We start from the raw sequence: 24,782 nt of genomic DNA, 5'->3' as shown, positions 1-24,782 counted from the left end.
CCAATTCCTTACTTCGTTTGTTGTGGTAATTCGTCTTTGTAGTGACCACGCTTGTATGCCCACACCATCATCAGCACACCGATGATAACCATTGGCAGTGACAAAATTTGTCCCATAGAGATAAATCCACCGAACAAACCTAGGTGAGCATCAGGTTCACGTACGTATTCTACTAAGAAGCGGAATGTACCATATCCAGCTAGGAATAACCCTGATACAGAACCAAGAGGACGCGGCTTTTTGATAAACCAGTTCAAGATGAAGAACAGCACGATACCTTCAAGCGCCATCTCGTAAAGTTGAGATGGGTGACGAGGAAGTGGACCACCGTTAGGGAACACAATCGCCCATGGCACATCAGTCACACGGCCCCAAAGCTCGCTGTTCATGAAGTTACCTAGACGGCCCATACCTAAACCAAATGGGACGAGTGGTGCAATCATGTCTGCCACGCCAAAGAAGGTGCGACCATTCTTTTTCGCATACCAGAACATTGCGGTGATAACACCCAGCAAGCCACCGTGGAAAGACATACCGCCAGTCCATACCTTAAATAGGTACAGTGGGTCTGCTAGGAAAAGGTCAAAGTTGTAGAAAAGTACGTAGCCAATACGACCACCCAACACCACACCTAGAAAGCCAGCAAACAGTAAGTCTGATACTTGCTCTCGAGTCCAACCACTACCCGGTTGATCAGCTCGGCGATTTGCTAACCAAAGAGCAAACATAAAACCGACAAGGTACATTAGGCCGTACCAACGAACTGAGATTGGTCCTAGTTCAATAAGAACAGGATCGATATTTGGGAATTCGATAAAACCCTGAGACATACTTGGCTCTCTATCTAAATTGATTAACGGTTAGCTCAATGACTAACAGAAAAGACACTACAGCAGCATTGTGGCTGCTATAAACATTAAAAATACCGCAAAGAATTTCTTCAGCACAGGGGTTGGCAATTGAGTGGCCAGTTTCGCACCCACTCGAGTGGTCAAAACTGAGGTACAAGATATCGCGATCAAAGCCGGTAGATAAACATAACCCAAGCTATACGCAGGAAGATCATCGACAGAAGATCCATGCCAAATGAAACCTAGCATTCCCGAAATCGCGATAACACAACCGCATACCGAAGATGAGCCGACGGCTTTACGCATTTCCACACCGTGATGGTTAAGGAAAGGTACCGATAAAGACCCACCGCCAATGCCCGCTAAGCTTGATACCAAACCAATCCCGCCGCCACACAACACGGTTTTAGCTGAACCCGGCATCGATTTTTGGCTCTTGGAGCGAATCGACAATAGCATTTGCAACGCCAACACCAAAACAATCACACCAAAGACTTTTGGTAAGTATTGAGCTGGAATTACATCGGCCACGAAAGAGCCGAGGAAGCCACCTATCACCACACCTGGCATCAACCATTTAACGACAAACATCTCTACGTTACCCAACTTTAGATGGTTAATCGCAGACGATCCCGACGTAACGATGATGGTTGATAGCGAAGTAGCCAATGCCATTTGCATCGCAAACTCTTGGGGGATACCCGCTTTAGGAAGCAAAAACAGTAAGGCAGGAACAACCAGCAAACCACCACCAATGCCTAGCAAGCCTGCTAAAACACCAACAATAGCACCAAGGCCCGCTAACAAGCCTATCAGTTCATATGACACGTTAAATCCTATTTTTTACCTGCTCGAATGAAGCCTGTAAATTCACGCTCTTCGAAATAGTTCAGCATCATACTATAGATGTCACTACCATACGGTTTTGAAAGTGCCTTATTTGCCAAATCCTGTAATTCAGCCAAGTTCGATTGACGAATCAAATATTTGGTTCTTGCGACATTCGAGGTATTCATACTTAACGTCTCATACCCCAATCCAATCAATAGCAGCGCGCCCATCGGGTCACCGGCTAACTCGCCACAAATACAAACAGGTAATTGATATTGCTTACAAGTATCATGAATTTGTTTTAATACCATGATCACCGCAGGGTGCATTGATTCATAGACATCGGATACTCGTGAATTGTTCCGATCAACCGCTAATAAATATTGGGTTAAGTCGTTGGTACCGACTGAAACAAAGTCGACCTTATGCGCAATCAGCGGCAGTATGTACAGCATGGATGGCACTTCAATCATGATACCAACGCGAGGCATACGCACTCGGTTATCAAGCTCATGCACTTCATCATACGCTTGTTCAATCAACTGTAGCGCGTCATCCAACTCCTGTGCACCAGAGATCATCGGCAGCAAAATACTCAAGTTATGGCTTTCACAGCTCGCACGTAGCATGGCACGTAACTGAATAATAAAGATGTCAGGATGATCGAGCGTAAACCGAATACCACGCCAACCAAGGAATGGATTGTCCTCTTCGATAGGAAAATACGGTAAGGCCTTATCACCACCGATATCGAGTGTACGCATCACCACTTGTTTCTCTGGGTAGCTTGCCAGTACAGAACGATACTGCTTGAATTGTTCATCCTCTGACGGGAATCTTTGCTGCAACAAGAAAGAAATTTCAGTTCGATACAGCCCTACGCCATCAACGCCTTGGTTGATAGCGATGTTAGTGTCTGCACTTAAACCCGCATTAAGCAGAATCTCGACTTGCTTGTTGTCTTGCGTTTTTGCCGGTAGGTACAGCTCGCGATTGACCATAGAGGAGAGCTCACTCTCTTCTAGAATCAGCCCTCGATACTCTTTGAGCAGGCTTTTAGTCGGCTCAATAAAGATCTCACCGCTATACCCATCAACAATCGCTCGCTTGCCATTAGCTTGAGCTAGGTTGAGGTTTACCCCCATGACGGAAGGTATGCCAAGCGCTCGAGATAAAATCGCTGCGTGCGAGTTCGCCGCCCCTTCCAAGGAAATCACCGCTAAGAGCTTTTCTTTGGGAATAGACGCTAATACCGAAGCGGTTAACTCACGAACCACTAGGATAATCGGCTTATCTAACGTGCGAAGTTCATGTTCAGAGTTGTGGAGGAAATAGAGCAGCCTTTGTCCGAGCTCTCGGATGTCTTGTGCTCTCTCACGAAGATACACGTCCGACATACGAGCAAAGCGATTAGAATAACTCTCTACAACCTGTCTTAGTGCCCAATCGGCTTTATCGCCTTTCTGGATTTGGCTTTTTAGATCCTTACGCAGCATAGGATCGTTGAGTAAGTGAGTAAACAGGTCAAAGATCGCCAACGCATCTTTATTGATTTCGCTATCTAAGCGCTTTCGCATGCGCTTAAAGTCATTGAGGGCGTTTTCAACCGCTACCGCCAACAACTCATGCTCTCTCTCTATATTGAGCGTCGAAGCAGGATAAACATCGGTGAGTTCAGGCTGAGTGTTGTCCCACCATAAGTCACCAATCGCCACGCCCGATGAAGCTGCAATACCTTTAGTAGCCGGTAGCTTCTGTTGCTCTAACAGCCAATGGCCTTGAGTTTGGGCGTGCGCCACAATAACGGCAAGTTGTGCAGAGAGCGTGACAAGGAAGGATTCTTCCATCTCACTAAATAAACGTGGGGTCTTCTGTTGAATGACCAATACACCGAGCACTTGCTTGCGGTGGATAATCGGAGTACCGAGAAAAGAGTGATAGACGTTTTCTCCAAGCTCTGGAAAAAACTTATAAGCAGGGTGAGCAGACGCTTGTGCAAGGTTGATAGGTTCAGCACTTCTTTTAACAAGGCCAACCAGACCTTCGTCAAAACCAATGTGAATGCTATTGCCTTTGAAGATCAGGCCTTGAGTTGCCATCAACTCAAGGCGCTGCATATCATTATTTGCCAAATACACGGTGCAACATTCCGTCTGCATCGCACTGCATGTCTCTTTAACCAAAATATCAAGAGCCGTCGACACATCTTCAACTCTTGATACGTGTTCAACTATTTCCCTTAGTTGACTGAGCATGCTTAACCTCTACGCAATTTGCGCTTTCCTTTTATTTTTCGCTCTTTAAACGGCATTGCTAAAGATGCGAACTCTTTCATCGCTCGACGGTAAACATCTCGCTTGAAAGAAACAACTTGTCGAACTGGGTACCAGTAACTCACCCAACGCCAACCATCAAACTCAGGTGTACTTCCACGCTGCATATTGATATGCGATTCATCGCAATCTAAGCGCAAAAGGAACCACTTCTGTTTTTGTCCAATACAGACAGGTTTAGAATCCCACCGAACCAGTCGTTTGGGTAGCTTGTAGCGTAACCAATGACGACTTGTCGCGACGATCTTTACATCCTTTTTAGTAAGGCCAACCTCTTCATACAACTCGCGGTACATTGCCTGTTCCGGAGTCTCACCTTCATCTATTCCCCCTTGAGGGAATTGCCATGAATGTTGCCCGTATCGTTTAGCCCAGAAGACCTGACCATGGTTGTTACAGATTACAATACCAACATTTAATCGGTAACCATCGCCATCTATCACTGGCCAACCTCTATCTAAATTTTTAATTACTCTGATTTTTCCACATATCCCCAATCGGAGCAAACTTAGTGACGTGATAAGCGCTATATTTATGAATAATAACTAGGAATATGGATAAGTTTTGCTCAAATTCTAGTTACCCACACAATAGTGAGACATAGACCACATTTATTCACCTTTTCTGTGAATAACTATGTGAAGAATTACCCGCAATCGTTTTTTTTAATCCATAGATTCATCAACACCAAAAACAACAAATCAGTCAAAATGATTTTATTATTATATAAATCAGCAAATTAAAATAACATTCTAGTTTTAAAAAACATTAGAAATGTAAAAGATCTTTCAGAAACCTGACATGGTTAAAGATCAACCACTCCGATGTTTATCCACACTACTAAGTGAAAGATTCATTTTGAACCCCATTTGGCAAGCATTTTATCCACCATAAACCCCTGTTTATTTATCCACTAAATTAATATTTCAATTAATTACCTTTATGTCCTGTGGATAACCCTGAGTTTGATCCCTTCTCTCGCAAGGAGATCATTTCTTAACCAGTCGTCATTTGGTGATAACTTCTGATAAAATCATTTTTTTGATCATGCCTTTTATTATGAAACCAGAACCACAAACACAACAAGAGCTGTTAGAGCGCGCGTATGCCATCGCCGGAATGACCTTTAAAGAGCTCGCTGACGAAGCTGAGATGGTGATGCCAAACGACCTTAAGCGTGATAAAGGCTGGGTTGGGCAGCTATTGGAATGGCACTTGGGTGCACCTGCAGGCAGTAAGCCAGAACAAGATTTTGCCAAGCTCGGTATCGAGCTAAAAAGCATTCCGATTAGCTACTCTGGCAAGCCACTCGAAACCACCTTTGTGTGTGTTGCTCCTTTGATGGGTGTGCAAGGCATAACTTGGGAAACCAGCCACGTTCGAAACAAGCTGTCTAAGGTGTTGTGGATCCCTGTCGAGGGAGAAAGAGAGATCCCGCTAGCAGAGAGGCATGTAGGATCCCCATTATTATGGACACCTAGCCAAGCTGAAGACGAACTCTTGAAGCGAGATTGGGAAGAACTGATGGAGTTGATCGTTTTAGGCAATGTTGAACAGATAACAGCAAGACACGGTGAAGCACTGCATTTACGTCCGAAGGCTGCTAACAGTCGTGTGTTAACGGAAGCTTACGGTGCAAGCGGAAAACCTATCAAAACTAAACCACGTGGTTTCTATCTGCGAACTCAATTCACCCATAAATTACTGACAACACATTACGCATAGATCGTTTAATCGAGCCTCGATAGCCAAAACTATCAGTGCGTTAAAAAACAGTCTGGAATTAGAATCAATATCTCGCTACCAACGCCTCTTAATGAGGTTTGAGCGCCAGTTCAATATCACAGTAGCTTTGGCTTGGCTCATTACCAAACTCATCATAGGCGTTGTGTAAGCGAAGATACGCCTTTTCAAAGCCGAGCCGGAGTAACTCCTCTTTCACTTGATCCAAGGATCCAAAGTGAAGCGGCTCGCCGTCTTGCTTTACCGGTTCTAGCTTATGTTTGTACTCCACCGCCAATAGATATTCTGAAATATCAGAACAGCCAATAACGTACACTTTGGGTGTTTGATAAGAGTCTTTGTGCTCTCCATGTAACCACATGTCTAACTGATGCTTTTGCATAACCGGCCTCCCTTGCTCTCTATAGCTTAGTAGAACTCTATTTCTTTACTAGGGCACGTTGATTTTTCTCGATTAAAAAAACAAAAAAGAGAAGCCAATGCTTCTCTTTTTTGTCCAGTTCTAGTTCAAAAGCGCTCACTTTTGACACCTAACTATCACCGTCAATGATTTAGGGGGTTGAAAGGTGCGATCAACCCCGAAAGATTACGTCGGTATTCGCGCGCTAAGAACACGACGAAGATGACGAACGCGACGTTCAATGGTGACAACTTCAGGCTCAGAGAAACCAATTGGACGACCATCGGCTTCAAGGCCAATATCTCTTAGCAAATGAGTGTTGTGCCAAGGTAGGTCTAGTGAACTACGACGTACTTTTCGCTGCCATTCGCGCTCTTCACGACGAAGATCGGCACGGATAAGGACTGTTGCTAATTTTAAATATACTGAGTGACGCATAATAACTCTCCAGTTGTTGAATCAACTGAGGAAAAATAGCGTGTTAGATAGTATGAGGGCTTCTCACTTAGCTGCTATTTTTCCACAGCCAAATAAGGATACGGATCTATTAGTTAGGTTTATCTTGGGTGTTTCGATCGGCCATGGCTGATGTTTGTGACATAACAGTCACCATGTCAGTACACGGATCAAACGACGCGCAAATATGCTGTATAAAATCGAAATGTTTCATTTGCGCCTCCAAACTAACTAAAAAATCCAAAAAGAAATGAGATAATAAAAGCAAATAAGTCTTTGTTAAACCATTGCTTTCACGGTTAAAGTCTAACCAAGTGAGTATATTATTCAACCGATAATTGATTAACAATTTCAAAACAAATGATTCACCCAAAATATTAGTTGCATATTACTTTATATATAACATATTCACTATGATTATATAAAATCACAGAACATCTCTCTTAAAGACCGAGCCTCTAATAGCTCAATCTATCAACCTGCCAATCTGTCAGCAGTCAACGATCAACGATCAACGAGAAGTTGTAGCAATGGATATAAAAAAACCACGCATCATGCGTGGCTCTTAGATTTACACTAACTGGATAGAATCAATGAATAGAGAGCTCTAAACAACACCTTCAGAAATCAGGCTATGTTTGTTCAGCAATCGGTACATGGTTGCACGCGAAACTCCAAGCTCCTTAGCGGCCAACGATACTTGACCACCATAAGATTCCAGAACAATCAGCAACGCATCTCGCTCTGAACGCTCACGGATACTTTTAAGACTGCGGCGCTCATCATTCTGTTTTGGTAAATCCAGTTGGTGATCCTCAATGATCACAGCATCAGACATCAACACAACACGCTTAATCTGATTCATCAGCTCACGCACATTTCCAGGCCAATGGTATCGATTCATCGAACGGATAGCATCGTCTGAGAAGCTCTTCGCTTGAGCATTAAACTCTTTCGAGTACTCACGCAGAAAATGATTCGCCAGTACTGAAATATCGCTCACACGTTCTTTTAAGCTTGGAACATGAATACGCAGAACATTGATATAGTGATAAAGCTCTTCATTGAAGTCGCCCTCGATCAACGCCTTCTCGATATCAGAGGAGTTCGCGGCCAGAATACGCACATCGACAGATTTAGGTCCATTCGCAGTTTCAATCTTACCTTCTTGTAGAAAGCGCAACAGGTTCAGTTGTTGATTGCGTGGCATCGCTAAAACATCATTAAGCAAGATGGTTCCGCCATCGGCTTCTTCCAACATACAAGGCGCAGTCGCTGACTGTGCTGATATGCCAAACACCTCGGCCTCTATTCTCATTTCAGACAAGGCACGACAGTTAACCGTTAAAAATGGTTTCTGTGCTCGCGACGAATTTTGATGAATCGAGCGTGCAATCGTCTCTTTACCAGCCCCACTCTCGCCATAAATCAAGATACTGACATCAGTCGGCCCAATACGCTTTACTTGGTCTCTCAAGCGCTTCACGGCCACAGAATCGCCTAGCAGTCCCATGTTGTTATTGATGCCGTAGTTTGGCCATACCTTCTGCTCAAGCTTAAGCATACCCAGTTGGTGACCAATGGTACTCAGCAATTGAGCATCTGGGATTGGTGCCGTGAAAAAGTCGATACAGAAGTTGACGATAAACTGGCAGATCGTATCAGAGCTTAATTGAGATTCACGGATAAAGGCGAGCCATCTCACCTGCTTGTTATTGCTCACAAGGTTAGCAATACCGTTGAGACTGAACTCATCATGACTAAGATCGACAATACCAATACATGGGCCAATATCAGCAATCAAGGCATCGGCTTTTCGTAAATCTGCACACTGGGTACACTGCCAACCCACTTGTTCTAACACTGATAACCAGGGTTCGTACGCACCACCAACGACGATAAGAGAACCTGGTAAGGAATCCATCTTAAATTGAGTTCCCATCCTTCTTCCTTATTCTATTTTTATTTAAATCAGACTAATACGAGTCACTGCTTCATCGTTCGACAAAATGCCGCGAGAGCGTATTCAGCGCAGAGACGTATAGTAGTGAGACTATCTTAGATTTTATGTCTCAATAGTAAGACTATGTCAGAAATAACGATTTTTCGAATCAAGAGTGCGGTACAGACTAGGTTTTGAAGCCCCAAAACAGAAAAAGCCACTCTTCAGTGGCTTTTTAATTACATAGGCTGTTACGCCCTATAAGCGAGAATTACGCCTGTGGACGCATTGCCGGGAACAAGATCACGTCACGGATTGTGTGCGTGTTTGTAAATAGCATTGCTAGACGGTCGATACCGATACCTTGACCCGCTGTTGGCGGTAGGCCGTGCTCTAGTGCAGTAATGTAGTCTGCATCGTAGTACATCGCTTCGTCATCACCCGCGTCTTTCGCGTTAACTTGCGCTTTGAAACGCTCGTCTTGGTCTTGTGCATCGTTAAGCTCAGAGAAACCATTCGCAACTTCACGGCCACCGATGAAGAACTCAAAACGGTCTGTGAAGAACGGGTTGTCATCGCTACGACGAGCTAGAGGAGAGATGTCCGCTGGGTAGCCAGTGATGAACGTTGGTTGAATTAGCTGAGGCTCAGCCGTTTCACCAAAGATCTCTTCTAGAAGCTGACCACATGTCCAGAACGTTTCTACGTCTACGTGTACAGATTTTGCGATAGCAACCATCTTTTCACGGTCTTGTAGGTCTGCTTCTGTTAGCGCTTGAATCTCAGCGTGCTCAGGGTTGTAGTGTTTGATTGCATCGAACATGCTCATGCGAGCGTAAGTGCCACCGAACTCAACCGTTTCGTCACCGTAAGGCATAGAAGTAGAACCAAGAACGTCCATTGCTGCCGTGCTTAGCATCTCTTCTGTCAGATCCATAAGGTCTTTGTAGTCAGAGTACGCTTGGTAGAATTCCATCATTGTGAATTCTGGGTTGTGACGTGGAGATAGACCTTCGTTACGGAAGTTACGGTTGATCTCGAATACACGGTCAAAACCACCCACCACTAGACGCTTAAGGTAAAGCTCTGGTGCAACACGTAGGTACATGTCGATGTCTAGTGCATTGTGATGAGTGATGAACGGACGTGCAGTTGCGCCACCCGGGATCACGTGCATCATTGGCGTTTCAACTTCTAGGTAGCCTTTCGCGCTCATGAAGTTACGGATTGAAGATACAAGCTTAGAACGCACGATGAATGCATTACGAGAATCTTCGTTCACGATTAGGTCAACGTAACGCTGACGGTAACGCATCTCTTGGTCAGTTAGACCGTGGAACTTCTCTGGTAGAGGACGAAGTGCTTTAGTCAGCAATTCAAACTCTTCCATGTTCACGTAAAGGTCGCCTTTACCTGATTTGTGAAGCGCACCTTTAACACCGATGATGTCACCGATATCTAGGCCTTGGTACTTCTCTTTCAGTACTTTTTGAACGTCTTTCGCTGCGTATGCTTGGATACGACCAGAAGTTTCTTGAATCGCAAGGAATGGACCACGCTTCGCCATAACACGACCAGCGATCGCAACGATGTGGTTAAGCTCTTCTAGCTCTTCCTTAGTCTTCTCACCGAATTCCGCTTGAAGATCGCCAGCTAGGTGCTCACGACGGAAGTCATTTGGGTGACCGTTAGCTTTGCAGTTTTGGCGGATGTGATCCAGCTTGCTGCGGCGCTCAGCGATTAGTTTGTTCTCTTCAGGTGAAGAAGCTTCTTGTGCGTTTTCGTTTTGAACAGCATCAGTCATTAGAGATGTACCCTGCTTTTAAAATTTGGACCGCTATATTTTTGCAAATATAGGCATTTTTACCAATATTATTGGTAAAGCTTAATAGTTGATAAAGCTTACAGACCTGATTTCAGGCTAGCTTCAATAAACTTGTCTAAGTCACCGTCAAGAACCGCTTGAGTATTACGGTTTTCGATGCCGGTGCGTAAATCTTTGATACGAGAATCATCCAGCACGTAAGAGCGGATTTGACTGCCCCAACCGATGTCTGATTTCGTCTCTTCGCTCGCTTGTTTTTCAGCATTTTGTTTTTGAATCTCAAGTTCAAAAAGCTTAGCACGTAGCTGCTTCATCGCTTGATCTTTGTTCTTATGCTGCGAACGGTCATTCTGACACTGAACCACAGTGTTAGTCGGAACGTGAGTAATACGTACCGCTGATTCCGTGGTGTTTACGTGCTGACCACCAGCGCCAGAGGCACGGTATACGTCAATACGTAGGTCAGAAGGATTAATGTCGATCGTAATGTTGTCATCAATCTCAGGATAGATAAACGCAGATGCAAATGAAGTATGACGACGACCACTTGAATCAAATGGTGACTTACGAACTAGACGGTGAACACCAGTCTCTGTGCGTAACCAACCGTAAGCATACTCACCAGAAATACGTACCGTTGCGCCTTTAAGGCCAGCAACATCACCATCCGACACTTCGATAACTTCAGTCTTGAAGCCTTTCGAATCTGCCCAACGTAAGTACATGCGCAACATCATTGAAGTCCAGTCTTGAGCTTCTGTACCGCCCGAACCTGACTGTAAATCGATGTAGCAATCTGATGCATCGTGATCACCAGAGAACATACGACGGAATTCCAGCTTCTCTAGCTTAGCTTCAAGCTCGGCCAGTTCTGGTTCAATTTCATCGAACGTTTCTTGATCTTCTTCTTCAACCGCAAGCTCTAATAGGCCATCAACATCCTCAACACCTTGGTCAAGTTGGTCGATCGTTTCTACTACCGCTTCCAATGCAGAACGTTCTTTACCTAGCGCTTGAGCACGCTCAGGTTCGTTCCATACATCCGGTTGTTCTAATTCTGCGTTTACTTCTTCTAGACGCTCTTTCTTAGCGTCATAGTCAAAGATACCCCCTCAGGATATTTGTGCGCTCAGACACATCCTGCAGACGGTTTTTTATAGGATTGATTTCAAACATTTTAGCTCATCATTTATGAGTAGAATTTAACCGAAGAATTGTACTCAAAAGTGTGACGGAGATACAGAATTTTTTAGAGTGGTGAACCAAGATTCAACAACTTAATGGGATATAAAATTGACAGGCATAAAAAACACGTAAATTTTGTAAGGGCAGGAAGGAAAACAAGCCCTGTTTTTGAACAGAGCTTGGTGAATTTGGCACTATATGATGAGCATTATTGAGCCCAAAATCACTATTTGGCTTCGATATGATCAATCATCAGCTGCAACGATTGGTTGCCGCGAAATTCGTTGATATCGAGCTTAAATGCAAGATGAACGGTTTTTACTGATGCATCAGGCCAGCGACGTAGGTCGACGTTAAAGGCAATACCGTCAATCATCACATTGGTTGGGTGGCCTTTGTAGAGCGGCTCAAGCATCAGCTTAAGGTGCTTTTCACCCACCAGCTTTTGGTGCAGCACTTTAAACTCACCATCGAAGATTGGCTCAGGGAAAGCTTGTCCCCACGGGCCACCTGAACGCAGCGTTTCAGCGGTGTGCATCGAGAACTCTTCTGGTAACAGCTCACCATCAGACAAGATAATGCCCTTCAGTGCTGTTTCTCCAAGTTCATTCTTCACCACATCATTGAACAGCTTGCTGAAGCGTTCAAAGTCCTTTTCCATGATGGTTAAACCAGCCGCCATTGCGTGGCCACCAAATTTAAGAATCAAGCCAGGGTTTTGAGTATCAATTCGGTCCAATGCATCACGCATGTGCAGACCCGGAATTGAACGACATGAACCTTTGATACTGCCTTCGCCGCCATCTGCAAACGCAATCACTGGGCGGTGGTATTTGTCTTTGATACGCGAAGCCAAAATACCAATCACACCTTGGTGCCAATCACGTTGGAATAGTGCCAAGCCAGAAGGTAGGTCGTCTTTACCAAATTCAAGGCGCTCACAAAAAGCCATCGCTTCTTGCTTCATACCCTCTTCGATCTCTTTACGTGTTTGGTTCAAGCCATCTAACTCACTCGCCATTCGACGAGCCGCATGGATGTTGTTACTCATTAGCAGCTCAACACCAAAAGACATGTCGTCTAATCGACCAGCTGCATTGATACGAGGACCAAGAGCAAAGCCAAAGTCAGACGCCACCAAACGCTTAGCGTCTCGCTTAGCAATTTCGATCAAGGCTTGAATGCCCGGACGAGCTTTACCCGCACGAATACGTTGCAAACCTTGATGAACTAAAATTCGGTTGTTTTCATCGAGTGGAACCACGTCGGCAACCGTACCCAGCGCCACAAGGTCAATCAGTTCCATCAACTTAGGTTCTGTCATGCCGCGCTCTGCAAACCAACCCAATTTACGCATGTGAACACACAATGCCATCATCAGGTAAAAAGCGACACCAACCCCCGCTAGGGCTTTCGAAGGAAAAGCACAACTTTCAAGGTTTGGGTTAACCATAGCATCGACCATTGGCAGTTCATTGCCCGGCAAGTGATGATCGGTAACCAGAACCTCTAGCCCTTTCTCTTTAGCAAAGCGAACACCTTCAATTGAAGATACACCGTTGTCGACCGTCATGATCACTTCAGCACCAAGCTCGATTGCCTGTTCAACAACCTCAGGGCTCAAGCCATAACCATCTTCAAAACGGTTTGGTACCAGATAGTCGACGTTAGAGCTGCCGAGCATACGTAACGCTAAAACAGACAGCGCCGAGCTGGTCGCGCCATCGGCATCAAAGTCACCAACAATGATGATGCATTTTTGCTGCTGAATAGCTTTGAACAACAGCTCAACCGCAGCATCAATGCCGCCCAGTTTTTGATAAGAGTGCAAGCCTTTCGCTGCTGTCTCTAGTTGGTCGGCACTGTCGATTCCACGACTCACATAAATGCGCTTTAACAAGTCAGGTAAGTGAGCAGGTAAGACTGAAATGTCGACCTCAGGACGGCGTTGGATCTCTATCATATAAAAATGGGCCCGATATCAATCAGGCCACTCCTTAAATCAAAAACATGGGGGATAAATTGGCAATACAGAAAACGAGATTATTGCTCTAAACGTTGAAGAAGTTGTGCTGGCGGTAAGTAACCACTCACCAACTCACCACTTGCTAGCACGATAGCCGGTGTGCCATTGATGCCAAGCTCACGACCTAATTGGTACTGTTTAGAAATGATCTGCTTTTGCTCTGCTAGATCTTTACCAGACGCTGGCATTTGACGATTTACTTTAGCGTCATGCATCGCTGTTTTTGGATCATCTGAAGCCCAGATTGCTGCCATTTGATCGGCAACTTGCCCTGTCGCACCTTGGCGTGGGTAAGCCATGTAACGAACGGTAATACCCAGATCGTTGTAGCCCTGCATTTGGCTGTGCAGACGAACACAGTAGCCACACGTAATGTCAGTAAATACCGTCACAACATACTTTTCGTTATCGGCTTTGTATTCAATAACCGTATCCGACATCGCCGCGACTTTTTCAGCATTCAGCGGAGCTTGACGCTCAGCCAAAACATCACTGAACTTACCGTTTTCATCTAAAGAGTAAAGTGTACCGGCTAGAAAGTGATCGCCCTCTGGAGAAGAAAATATAATGCCGCTGTTGGTTTGAACTTCTAACAAACCATCGATATCCGAAGGAACAATCTTATCGATCTTAATACCGATTTTTTCAAAACGCTTAGTTAACGCAGCTGTATCAATAGCTTGAGCTGGAGCAGCTTCTACGGCTGTTGATGTTGTTTCTACTTTCGCTTCTGATGCATTACATGCAGTAATCATAAGAGGAAGCGCTAGTAGAGGAAGACGGCGTAATACGCTCATTAAGTTCACCTTAAAAATAAATGGATTTAAGCACGTGGGTGATGCTGCGCATGAATTTGCTTGAGCCTTTCAGTCGCCACGTGAGTATAAATTTGGGTTGTCGATAAGTCACTATGCCCAAGTAACATCTGTACGACCCTGAGATCTGCGCCATAGTTCAGTAAATGCGTCGCAAAAGCGTGTCTCAATACGTGTGGTGACAACAATTCTGTGTCGATACCAGCGACGACCGAGTAGTGCTTAATACGATACCAGAACGTCTGACGGGTCATTTGCTTGGCGCGTTTACTCGGAAAAACCACATCGGAACTGTTTTCGCCAAGTAGATGTGGACGACCCTGTTCAATAAAAGTCTCTATCCAATCCACCGCATTTTCGCCCATTGGTACTAAGCGCTCTTTGCCACCCTTACCAATAACACGCACCACGCCCTGTCTTAGGCTGATGTTTTCCATCGTCAAGCTAACCAGTTCTGTCACACGCAAACCGGTTGCATAGAGTAACTCAAGCATCGCCTTATCGCGAAGCTCAATCGGATCGTTCGGATCTGGCGCATCGAGCAAAGCATCAACCTGTTCTTCGCTCAAATCTTTCGGCAAGCGTTGCGGCAGCTTCGGGCTGATCAACAAGGCACTTGGATCATCGCCTCTGATTTTCTCGCGGTGCAAATATTGGAACAAGCGACGAATCGCCGACAACATACGGGCACGAGAGGTCTGCTTAAAATCGGCGTCGGCTAACCAGCCTTGATAATCCTGTAAACCTGAAAGGCTAATGAAGTCGAGGCGGTAATTGTTCTTTTCCATCCACGCTAATAACTTGGACAAATCGGTACGGTACGAGACAAGCGTATTCTCCGATAATCCTCGCTCCATCCACATAGCATCTAAAAACTGCTCAACGAGACCGTGGTCTGCGCTCTGCCCTTGAGGCGACTGCATAGTGTTACTCACAATATTGGAAACTGTTTTGAGAGTATGCCAGAGCAAATATGAATGCCATAAAAATTACGACTTGAGCGGATAATCGCTGCAATCGAAGTCGATTTATGGTTAGAATTCGCCATCTGAAATTAAAATCGAACGTTTGCTATGAAAATTGGATTATTTTACGGCTCAACCACCTGCTACACAGAAATGGCAGCAGAGAAAATTCGCGGCATTATTGGTGAAGACCTAGTTGATATCCATAACGTGAAAGAAAGCCCTCTTTCATTGATGGCGGACTACGACCTTTTATTGCTGGGCATCTCGACTTGGGACTTCGGTGAAATCCAAGAAGATTGGAATGAACTGTGGGAAGACATCGCAACCACGCCTATGAAAGGCAAGGTTGTGGCTCTGTTTGGTTTGGGTGACCAAGAAGGCTACGGCGAATGGTTCCTAGATGCGATGGGTCTATTGCATGATGAACTGAAAACCGCGGGTGCAGAGTTTGTTGGCTTCTGGCCAAACGATGACAGCTACGAGTTCGAAGCGTCTAAAGCGTTAACCGAAGACAAATCTCAATTCGTTGGTTTGGCGCTTGATGAAGATTCACAATACGAGCTAAGCGACGACCGTATCGCAAGCTGGGTTGAGCAAGTACTGGTTGAGTACAGCGAAAAGCTATAACCAAACAGAAGTACTCCCGGCTAAGTAGCTAACCAAGTAACTAGCTGAATATAAAAAGACCACAGAATACAAAAAGGCCTCATTACTGCGAAGTAATGAGGCCTTTTCTATTTCATCTCGAAGGACAATCTAATCTCAACGGAAGATTAAACAGTCTCTTCAGCCATCTCTTGTTCTGTTGACTTGCCAACAAAGAACATACAGATGATTGCAGCCGTTGTTGGAAGCAACCAACCCATACCGATCTCAAACAGTGGCAGCATCTTAAGTGCAGACACGTCTACACCCGCTACTTTAGCGCCATCAATAAGAGCAAACAGCAGTGACACTAATACCACTACGCGGTAAGCCGCTTTTGGATTAGGGAAACGGCTACGTAAGAATGTCAGAGCAACCAACGCGATAGCGACTGGGTACAGTGCAAACAGTACTGGAACAGACAGAGAAATCAGTTGAGAAAGACCAACGTTCGCAACGGTTGCACAAGCTACACCATTGATGATTACCCAAGTCTTGTAAGACAGAGGCGTTAGCGAGCTGAAGTAATCAGAACATGCTGACACAAGGCCAATCGCCGTAGTTAGACATGCTAATAGTACGATCACAGAAAGCACTAGCTGACCAGAAGGACCAAACAACGATTGAACGTATAGGCTTAAAATAGCACCGCCATTGTCTGCACCAGCTGCGACTGTTGCACTTGTTGCGCCTAGGAAAAATAGAGAGATGTAAACAAACGCCAGACCCGCTGCGGCAATACAACCCGCGCTAATTAGGTACTTAGTCGTCGCTGCACGGTCAGTAATGCCCTTGCTACGAATCGCATCAACAATCAGCATACCAAACATCAAAGAAGCAAAAGTATCCATGGTGTTGTAGCCTTCAAGGAAACCTTTGGTTAGTGGTTGAGTGATGTACTCACCGTGAGCCGCAAGAATATCGCCTTGAGGGTTAACGAATACAGCAATCGCCAGCACAACCAAACCAACGAACAGTGCAGGTGTTAGCACCTTACCAATGACGTCAATAAGCTTACCTTGCGACCATGAGAAGAACATCGCTACTGCAAAAAATGCAATCGAAAAGAGAGTTAGGTGAGCTTGAGAGGCATCGATGAAGAACGGTTTCACCGCCATCTCATAGGCAACAAGGCCAGTACGCGGTGCAGCAAATGCAGGACCGATAATGATAAAGATCAGTACAGCCATGATGGTTGCTGCTTTCTTAGGAAGATCTTTAGTTAAGTGACCCCAAGAGCCACCAGCCACTGCGACCGCGACGATAGTGATTAACGGCAGACCAACGGCAGTCAGCAGAAAACCAGACATCGCTGGAAGGAAGTGATCACCGGCTAATTGGCCAGCTAGAGGTGGGAAGATGATGTTACCCGCACCCAAGAAAAACGCAAAAAGCATAAAGCCCAATGCCATTATATCTGTTAGTTTTAGACTCTGTTTCACAGATAATCCTTAATTATATTTATGAATTTATGTTGTGCTTACATGAATGTTACAGCTCAAAGCTGCCAATCAATCTATAAAATAGTCGCGCATAATGACGAAACAACTGGCTAGCTGCAAGTCACCACACAAAAACACCATATAAATTTGCATATGAGAACAAAAAGCAGTGGATTCCACTAGCTATAGAAAAATAGCCACAATTATAAACTAACCATAATGCACAACAATATTCTTCCAAGCAGAACATTGATTCATACAAGCGGTTAACATTAGAGCTAATCACTTAAAATATCTCGATACTCAGAACATTAATGAAAGACAAAACAGTGCAAACTAAAAGCTTCAATTTTAAGCAATTCTCAATTTACGGCGGGAAAAGCGGTATGCCAGTCAGTACCGATGGCGTATTACTTGGCGCTTGGGTAAGCCTGCCACAAAGATCATGTGTACTCGATATTGGAACCGGGACAGGTCTGCTGGCTTTGATGGCTGCGCAGCGTTTTGAAGATGCTTCAATCTCTGCGATAGATATTGATCAACACGCTATTGATGCTGCCACTGTCAATATTGAGCAGTCGCCTTGGCAAAATCGTATCTCCCTTGATCACGGCAGCGTGTTAACAACCGACTTTCCACAAAGGTTTGATGCGATCATCTGTAACCCGCCCTATTTCAACTCTGGAGAACAGGCGCAGCAAAGCCAAAGAGCCACCGCCAGGCACACCGACAGCTTGGATCATTTAGCGCTTGCCCAGCGTTGTTTCGAGATAACAACCGACGCCGCGACTGCCAGTTTCATCCTACCGACGCCTGAGGGGGAAGGTTTTATCAAGCTTGCCGAGCAATGTGGTTGGTATCTAGCAAAACGCCTTGATGTAAAAACAACAGATAAAAAGCCAGCTAGCCGAATTTTATTCGAGTTATCTAAAGATCCTGCTTGCGAGCAAGATTTGCAGCGCGAATCGCTTACAATTCACCATCAAGGTGGTTATAGCGAAGCATTTATTGCGCTCACTAAAGATTTTTATCTCAAGATGTAGCAAATACCATGTGATCCTAATCACTAATGCTTCTATAATGTCCGACTACTCTTTTTTATCGTCTGCTTTTTGAGGCAGAAACATTTATTGCTTGTGGAGAAACAACAGTGATCAGAACCTTTGCAGAACTCGATCTAAACCAAGAGCTGCTTAAAGCAATTGACGAAATGGGCTACGAACGTCCAACACAGATACAAGCTGAAGCAATCCCACAAGCGTTAGATGGAAGAGACGTTTTGGCTTCTGCGCCAACAGGTACTGGTAAAACAGCATCATTTGTATTGCCAGCACTGCAATACCTACTGGATTTCCCACGTAAGAAATCTGGCCCTGCACGTATGCTTATCCTGACGCCAACGCGTGAGCTAGCAATGCAGATCACCGAACAAGCACGTGAGCTTGCTAAATACACCAGCCTAAATATCTTCACGATCACGGGCGGTGTGATGTACCAAGAGCACGCAGATATCTTAAGTACCACTCAAGATATCGTAGTAGCAACACCTGGCCGTTTGATGGAATACATTGAAGGCGAGCGTTTTGACTGTCGTGCGATTGAATGGCTGGTTCTAGATGAAGCCGACCGCATGCTAGACATGGGCTTTGGTCCTGTTGTTGACCGTCTGTCTGCAGAGTGTCGCTGGCGTAAACAAACTTTACTGTTCTCAGCAACACTAGAAGGTAAAGGCATTGAAGGCTTCACTGAAGATCTACTTAAAAACCCAGCGGAGATCGATGCGAAATCATCACTTCGTGAGCGTAAGAAGATCACTCAGTGGTACCACCGTGCAGACACGGCAGAGCACAAGCTAAACATCCTAAAGCACGTCATCACAGAGCAAGCTGAGCGCAGCATCGTATTCTTGAAGACGCGTGATCGTCTAGGTGATCTACGAGCTCAACTTGAAAGCGCGCAAATCCCATGTGCGTGGATCCAAGGTGAAATGCCTCAAGATCGTCGTAACAACGCGATTGCTCGTTTCCGTGACGGCTCTGTAAACGTACTACTAGCGACTGACGTTGCTGCTCGTGGTATCGACCTTCCAGACGTAAGCCACGTAATCAACTACGACATGCCACGTACTGCTGACGTATACCTACACCGTATTGGCCGTACGGCTCGTGCTGGTAAAAAAGGTAACGCGGTTTCTATCATTGAAGCGCACGATCAACTAATGATTGAGCGTGTGGCTCGTTACACAGACGAACCAATCAAAGAACGCTTCATCGAAGGCATGCGCCCTACGCACAAGAAAGCGGCCGTGACTAAGAAGAAGAAGCCGAAGAAAGAAGATAAGAAAGCGGTAGAGAAACAAAAAATCGCGAAGAAGAAAAAAATCGCGAAGAAAAAGAAAGCAGCAAAGAAGAAGTAATCTACCAGCTTCAACGATTCAATAAAAAAGCCCCATGCAGTTCGCTGCATGGGGCTTTTCTCTATCTGGTCTGTTATCAGGCTAAAACCGAGAGCTACTCGTTAGCCAAGGACTACTAGTTTTGCTCTTCGCGCTTAAAGACAAGCTCTTTCGCGTTCGACTCTTCTTCAACGAAGTAGTAGCCCGCCGTATCAAACTGGGTCAGCGCCTCAACCGAGTCGATCTTGTTCTCGATGATGTAGCGAGCCATCATGCCACGCGCTTTCTTCGCGTAGAAACTGATCACCTTGTACTGACCGTTCTTGCAGTCTTTGAATACAGGGGTAATCACTTGGCCATCCAAGTTCTTCGGCTTCACGGCTTTAAAGTATTCGTTAGACGCCAAGTTGATCAACACATTGTCGCCTTGAGCATTCAACGCTTCATTCAGCTTGTCTGTGATGATGTTGCCCCAGAACTGGTACAAGTTAGTACCACGAGCATTGGCTAAGCGTGTACCCATCTCTAGGCGGTATGGCTGCATCAAATCCAACGGCTTAAGCAAGCCATATAACCCAGAAAGCATGCGCAGGTGGTCTTGTGCGTAGTCAAAATCTTCATCCGATAGCGTTTCAGCGTCTAGGCCAGTGTATACATCGCCTTTAAAGGCTAGGATTGCTTGGCGTGCGTTGTCTTGGGTAAAGGTCTCGCTCCACTGCTCAAAGCGCGCTACGTTCAACCCTGCGATTTTATCGCTGACTTTCATCAGTGCAGAAATATCTACTGGCGTCAGTTTGCGGCACTCTTCAATCAGCTCAGCAGAGTGTTCAACAAACTCAGGCTGACTAAAGCGTTCCGTCGCTAATGGTGATTCGTAATCAAGTGTTTTGGCTGGAGAAACGACAACTAACATAACTTTACCCTAATCGGTTATCTAACTGGATGCTGCTAGAGTATAGAAAAAACATCAACTTGTCTTTATGACTCTTCCTATTACTTCGATAGGGAGAATGAGCTTCGATAGACAGAATGAGACAAATGACAGGCAAACAAAAAGGCTAAGGTCGAAACCTTAGCCTTTCTAATCACTTTAGGATGAGCCGTTTATCGCTCCAACAAGATTACTTCTTGTTGTTGTCCCAAATACCGTCTTCCAGCTGAGACTTAAGCTCTGGGAAGTCATTCGAATCGAATGTTGGTACTTTACCCGCGTCTAGTTGGCGGTTGTAGTCTTTCGCTAGCTTAATCACGATACCTGATAGCAGGATAATCGCCACCAAGTTAACAATCGCCATTAGGCCCATCGATACGTCAGCCAGTGCCCATACCGTTGGTAACGTCGCTAGAGAACCGAACATAACCATACCCAGAACAACGATACGGAACAGCACTAGGCCCTTCTTGTTGTTGTGCTCAAGGAAGATAAGGTTCGTTTCAGCGTACGAGTAGTTTGCAATGATTGAAGTGAAAGCGAAGAAGAAAATCGCTACCGCTACAAAAATGCCGCCCCATTCGCCCACTTGTGCTGTTAGTGCACGTTGCGTTAGTTCGATACCCGTTACTTCACCGTGTGGTACATACTCACCAGACATCAGGATGATTGCGACTGTTGCTGAACAGATAACAATGGTATCCATGAACACGCCTAGCATTTGCACGTAACCTTGTGATGCTGGGTGCGGTGGGTAAGGCGTAGCAGAAGCTGCTGCGTTTGGCGCAGAACCCATACCCGCTTCGTTCGAGAACAAACCACGTTTGATGCCGTTAATCATCGCTTGTGCGATTGCGTAACCTAGGCCACCCGCTGCTGCTTCTTGCAGACCGAATGCACTCTTGAAGATAAGAGCCAGTACTTCAGGCACTTTCTCGATGTTCGCGAACATCACGTACATAGCGATCGCTAGGTAAGCCAATGCCATGATTGGAACGATGATTTCTGCTGTGCGTGCAATCTTACGGATACCACCGAAGATAACGAACGCAGAGATGATTACGATACCAACACCAACGTAGCTACGCTCAAGGTCGAATGCCGTATTCATTGCGCTTGCAATCGCGTTCGCTTGAACCGCGTTGAATACAAGACCAAATGCAATGATGAGGAAGATAGAGAATAGAACCCCCATCCAACGCATGCCTAGGCCTTTCTCCATGTAGTATGCAGGACCGCCGCGGTAGTTACCGTCGTTATCACGCGTTTTGTATAGCTGTGCCAGTGTGCTTTCTGCAAACGATGTTGCCATACCTAGCATTGCGATTAGCCACATCCAGAAGATAGCACCAGGGCCACCAGCGGTTAGTGCTACAGCAACACCTGCCATGTTACCCGTACCTACACGAGCAGCGAGACTAGTACAAAGAGCTTGGAAAGAAGAGATACCAGCACTGTCTGCTTTACGGCTGTTTCTAAGAACAGAGAACATGTGGCCGAAATGGCGGAATTGAATGAAGCCTAGTCGTACAGTGAAGTAGATACCCACACCAACCAGTAAGTAAACTAAGATAGATCCCCAAAGGAGATCGTTCATCAAATTGATTAAGTCTGTCACGTGAACCTCGTAATTGAGTTTAAGCACCGATCATGCTTCCTAGCCTTCCTCTTAATCGCCTATGCCTCTGTCAATGTTGTGTCGGCACTCTTGTTATATTCTTGCGGCGATTGAGACTGTAAATGTCGCTTCATGCATCCATTTTACGTATCAGTGTATTTTTTGACGGGCGGATAATGCAGCGAGACGGCCTAAAAATCAATATGCAAATACACTCATATTAAAATGACATTTCACTAATAACACACCTTTTGTTAACACAACTTTCAACAATGCAGCCCAATAAAAGTCACATTATCGGGACATAATATCAACAACAGCCACGGCACTACCCCAACAAGAACGCCATCCTATAAAAATGACGTCAGCCTAGGTTTTACAAGGTATAGTGAAGATCTTCGTTTTTTTCTAGGCCAATGAGATCCCTATACCGCACGGTACCATGTGCACTTCAATGCATTGTAGTCAAAACGCTATTCCATTCGCACAATGAATTAACATTCAATAACCCCCAATTTAATCGTTTACTTAGGTTTGTTTGCCTGTTTTTTATACATAATAATTCTCACAATGTGTGAGCATGCATAAGAAAATAGAACAAAAGCTTCATGGATTTGAAACAAATGAGAAACAAATCAAAGTTATTGTGAACCTAAATATGATATTTATTGGTTCGTAAGAACTAGTCCCACGGAAGGAGATATGGCTTATGGATAGCTTTCAATTCGATGAAGTATCAGAACTAGAAATGCCTCGTGTAACTCAAAAATCACGCTCGAAACCACTCAAGCGTAAGTGGCGTGAAATTGAAGCCATCAACGATCGTAGGCAGCTTGAGAAAGAGCTGAGAGAGATGAACCTAGGTCTTGATTTTAGCCTTGACGATATAAAACTTTAATCAGCACGATAAGAAATCAGATAGCAAAAGGCACCTATATAGGTGCCTTTTTTATTTTTTGAGGTAGTTAATCCGCTCAAAGCGCCATTTGGAAACCAACCCTCTAATATAGAGGACACCTAAAATAGGTGCACCTCAACATTACAACGGGCTAAACACACTCTTGTTCATTTTGTCGAACCCGAGCCGCGAGTTGGCGATATTGATCGGCGATGGTCTCTCCAAAAACAGGGTCATCTTCCGGTTGAAGCCATTGAGACTCCACTTCTTGCCAATCTTTCACCGTGAACGCCTCAACAATCATGGGTAGCACATGCTTCTCTTCATATTCCATGTGCTTTCGCTGAGCCTTAACAAACGCTTCAAGCTGCTCAATAAAGACTTGCTGAGGAACCACCGCATCTTGAAGGATCATATCGACCAAACCTAAAAAGTCCGCCGTTTTCTCAGAAAGCAATTGATGCTCTAACTCCAAGTCTTCAATCGCTTGCTCGCTGCCATATTGCTTAAGATAGTAGCAATAAATGACGTCTTCTTTAGGGTGATGCACTTTGTCTGAATGGTTCATAAGGTAATGAACCACCTCTGCGATCAGGCTATAGTTTATTTCTCGCTCCTGTTTCAGAAACTCTAACTTACTGTTGAGTATCGCGAGTAAACGAGCCATATAGCCATGCTCTCGTCTTATCCTTTCAATCATCATAGTATTGCACTCCATTACACCTACTATTTATAAGTGTATACGAATATGCTGATTTATGATTTGACCCTGCTCAGAAAACCACCAACCTACACTTCTGTTGGTAAACGCCAGTCAATAGGTTGTTGATCCATAGAAGAAAGCAGCTTGTTGGTTGTAGAGAAATGCTGACAACCGAAGAATCCACGGCGTGCCGATAATGGCGATGGGTGAGGTGCAACCAACACATGATGCTTGTCGTCATCAATCGCTTGACCTTTCTTCTGGGCGTGTGCGCCCCACAACAAAAAGATGATCGGTTCAGAGCGCTGATTGAGCTCAGCAATAATGGCATCGGTAAAGGTTTCCCAGCCACACTTAGCATGTGAGTGTGCTTTTGCCTCTTCGACTGTAAGGACTGTGTTCAACATCAACACCCCTTGCGATGCCCAAGAATCGAGATAACCATGACTAGGAATCTCAAAGCCCTCTATATCTTGTGCAAGCTCTTTGTACATATTGCGTAGAGAAGGTGGGATTTTCACACCAGGAAGCACTGAGAATGCTAAGCCGTGAGCTTGGTTAGCACCGTGATAAGGATCTTGCCCTAAGATAACCACTCGCACGGATTCGAAAGGCGTCATATCAAAGGCACTGAACACCTGTTCTTGTGGCGGGTAGACGGTTTTACCACTATTACGTTGCTGTTCAACAAACGCGAGGACACTCTGAAAGTACTCTTTATCACGTTCATCATTAATAATGGATTCCCAAGTCTTTGGTGCGGTCATCGTTTTAC

General features: G+C 45.1%; 22 protein-coding genes. 5 read left to right on the top strand and 17 right to left on the bottom strand.

The features are described 5' to 3' along the window. Positions 1–8 precede the first annotated feature (8 nt). From lgt to rppH, 4 genes are read right to left on the bottom strand one after another with little or no spacing between them, the layout of a single operon-like run. Positions 9–830 carry a prolipoprotein diacylglyceryl transferase gene (gene lgt, locus AB4351_RS12405; RefSeq protein ID WP_017059338.1) on the bottom strand — a complete coding sequence of 274 codons (822 nt, stop codon included), beginning with the start codon at positions 828–830 and terminating at the stop codon, positions 9–11. A 57-nt stretch (positions 831–887) separates the two neighbouring features. Then, complete coding sequence (locus tag AB4351_RS12400) at positions 888–1,679, bottom strand: sulfite exporter TauE/SafE family protein (RefSeq protein WP_017059337.1); 792 nt, start codon at positions 1,677–1,679, stop codon at positions 888–890. An 8-nt stretch (positions 1,680–1,687) separates the two neighbouring features. Then, positions 1,688–3,937, bottom strand: coding sequence for a phosphoenolpyruvate--protein phosphotransferase (gene ptsP / locus AB4351_RS12395; RefSeq protein ID WP_229647454.1), 2,250 nt, complete (start codon positions 3,935–3,937; stop codon positions 1,688–1,690). Between the two features lie 2 nt (positions 3,938–3,939). Beyond that, positions 3,940–4,458 (bottom strand): RNA pyrophosphohydrolase, encoded by a 519-nt coding sequence (rppH, locus tag AB4351_RS12390; protein WP_017059335.1) that lies wholly within the window; start codon positions 4,456–4,458, stop codon positions 3,940–3,942. A 616-nt stretch (positions 4,459–5,074) separates the two neighbouring features. Between rppH and mutH the strand changes: the two genes are divergently transcribed. Next, positions 5,075–5,740, top strand: a complete 666-nt coding sequence (gene mutH, locus AB4351_RS12385) for a DNA mismatch repair endonuclease MutH (protein WP_032546406.1) — start codon at positions 5,075–5,077, stop codon at positions 5,738–5,740. Positions 5,741–5,828: 88 nt separating this feature from the next. Here mutH and AB4351_RS12380 read toward each other — a convergent pair whose 3' ends face one another. The 8 genes from AB4351_RS12380 to xerD all read right to left on the bottom strand — a co-directional run bounded on the left by AB4351_RS12380 (position 5,829) and on the right by xerD (position 15,330). Next, positions 5,829–6,140, bottom strand: coding sequence for a DUF6482 family protein (locus AB4351_RS12380; protein WP_004735016.1), 312 nt, complete (start codon positions 6,138–6,140; stop codon positions 5,829–5,831). 204 nt (positions 6,141–6,344) lie between these two features. Then, entirely contained in the window at positions 6,345–6,596 is a 252-nt protein-coding gene (locus AB4351_RS12375; protein ID WP_008224444.1) for a hypothetical protein, read from the bottom strand. A 625-nt stretch (positions 6,597–7,221) separates the two neighbouring features. Then, positions 7,222–8,556 carry a cyclic-di-GMP-binding transcriptional regulator VpsR gene (vpsR, locus tag AB4351_RS12370; RefSeq protein ID WP_017062873.1) on the bottom strand — a complete coding sequence of 445 codons (1,335 nt, stop codon included), beginning with the start codon at positions 8,554–8,556 and terminating at the stop codon, positions 7,222–7,224. 271 nt (positions 8,557–8,827) lie between these two features. After that, positions 8,828–10,360 carry a lysine--tRNA ligase gene (lysS, locus tag AB4351_RS12365; protein WP_017059330.1) on the bottom strand — a complete coding sequence of 511 codons (1,533 nt, stop codon included), beginning with the start codon at positions 10,358–10,360 and terminating at the stop codon, positions 8,828–8,830. A gap of 98 nt (positions 10,361–10,458) precedes the next feature. Further along, a protein-coding gene (prfB, locus tag AB4351_RS12360) for a peptide chain release factor 2 (RefSeq protein ID WP_100208942.1) occupies positions 10,459–11,557 on the bottom strand; the annotation gives its coding sequence in 2 pieces (ribosomal slippage) (positions 10,459–11,481 and positions 11,483–11,557; 1,098 coding nt in all). Positions 11,558–11,792: 235 nt separating this feature from the next. Next, on the bottom strand, positions 11,793–13,529 hold the full coding sequence (gene recJ, locus AB4351_RS12355) for a single-stranded-DNA-specific exonuclease RecJ (protein WP_372126157.1): 1,737 nt from the start codon (positions 13,527–13,529) through the stop codon (positions 11,793–11,795). An 80-nt stretch (positions 13,530–13,609) separates the two neighbouring features. Then, the gene (locus tag AB4351_RS12350; RefSeq protein WP_372126154.1) at positions 13,610–14,389 is read right to left on the bottom strand and encodes a thioredoxin fold domain-containing protein; all 780 of its coding nucleotides are present in this window, start codon (positions 14,387–14,389) and stop codon (positions 13,610–13,612) included. Between the two features lie 26 nt (positions 14,390–14,415). Next, positions 14,416–15,330 carry a site-specific tyrosine recombinase XerD gene (gene xerD, locus AB4351_RS12345; protein WP_017059327.1) on the bottom strand — a complete coding sequence of 305 codons (915 nt, stop codon included), beginning with the start codon at positions 15,328–15,330 and terminating at the stop codon, positions 14,416–14,418. 150 nt (positions 15,331–15,480) lie between these two features. On the opposite strand from xerD, the gene fldB reads away from it, so the two are divergent. Then, positions 15,481–16,002 carry a flavodoxin FldB gene (gene fldB, locus AB4351_RS12340; protein ID WP_017062875.1) on the top strand — a complete coding sequence of 174 codons (522 nt, stop codon included), beginning with the start codon at positions 15,481–15,483 and terminating at the stop codon, positions 16,000–16,002. A 146-nt stretch (positions 16,003–16,148) separates the two neighbouring features. Here fldB and brnQ read toward each other — a convergent pair whose 3' ends face one another. Next, entirely contained in the window at positions 16,149–17,462 is a 1,314-nt protein-coding gene (gene brnQ / locus AB4351_RS12335; RefSeq protein ID WP_017059325.1) for a branched-chain amino acid transport system II carrier protein, read from the bottom strand. Positions 17,463–17,776: 314 nt separating this feature from the next. Between brnQ and AB4351_RS12330 the strand changes: the two genes are divergently transcribed. Together AB4351_RS12330 and srmB are read left to right on the top strand one after the other, a co-directional pair. After that, complete coding sequence (locus tag AB4351_RS12330; protein ID WP_017062876.1) at positions 17,777–18,505, top strand: tRNA1(Val) (adenine(37)-N6)-methyltransferase; 729 nt, start codon at positions 17,777–17,779, stop codon at positions 18,503–18,505. 107 nt (positions 18,506–18,612) lie between these two features. Beyond that, on the top strand, positions 18,613–19,878 hold the full coding sequence (gene srmB, locus AB4351_RS12325; RefSeq protein ID WP_017059323.1) for an ATP-dependent RNA helicase SrmB: 1,266 nt from the start codon (positions 18,613–18,615) through the stop codon (positions 19,876–19,878). Positions 19,879–19,993: 115 nt separating this feature from the next. Here the strand turns inward: srmB and yaaA are convergent, their stop codons facing one another. Further along, positions 19,994–20,770, bottom strand: coding sequence for a peroxide stress protein YaaA (gene yaaA, locus AB4351_RS12320; protein ID WP_017059322.1), 777 nt, complete (start codon positions 20,768–20,770; stop codon positions 19,994–19,996). Positions 20,771–20,978: 208 nt separating this feature from the next. Further along, the gene (locus tag AB4351_RS12315) at positions 20,979–22,406 is read right to left on the bottom strand and encodes a sodium:alanine symporter family protein (protein WP_032545312.1); all 1,428 of its coding nucleotides are present in this window, start codon (positions 22,404–22,406) and stop codon (positions 20,979–20,981) included. Between the two features lie 709 nt (positions 22,407–23,115). On the opposite strand from AB4351_RS12315, the gene AB4351_RS12310 reads away from it, so the two are divergent. Beyond that, a complete protein-coding gene (locus tag AB4351_RS12310) occupies positions 23,116–23,304 on the top strand; it encodes a DUF3545 family protein (protein ID WP_017059319.1) in 189 nt (62 codons plus the stop codon). Positions 23,305–23,455: 151 nt separating this feature from the next. Here the strand turns inward: AB4351_RS12310 and AB4351_RS12305 are convergent, their stop codons facing one another. Both AB4351_RS12305 and ung read right to left on the bottom strand, forming a co-directional pair. Further along, a complete protein-coding gene (locus tag AB4351_RS12305) occupies positions 23,456–24,007 on the bottom strand; it encodes a hemerythrin domain-containing protein (protein ID WP_372126153.1) in 552 nt (183 codons plus the stop codon). A gap of 86 nt (positions 24,008–24,093) precedes the next feature. After that, the gene (ung, locus tag AB4351_RS12300) at positions 24,094–24,774 is read right to left on the bottom strand and encodes a uracil-DNA glycosylase (RefSeq protein ID WP_017059317.1); all 681 of its coding nucleotides are present in this window, start codon (positions 24,772–24,774) and stop codon (positions 24,094–24,096) included. Positions 24,775–24,782: the final 8 nt, after the last annotated feature.

Origin of the sequence: Vibrio sp. 10N.261.51.F11, assembly GCF_041471665.1 — a bacterium.
Classification (GTDB): Bacteria; Pseudomonadota; Gammaproteobacteria; order Enterobacterales; family Vibrionaceae; genus Vibrio; species Vibrio crassostreae_C.
Note: the sequence above shows the minus strand (reverse complement) of the source record. Positions and strands in the feature narration are given on the sequence as shown.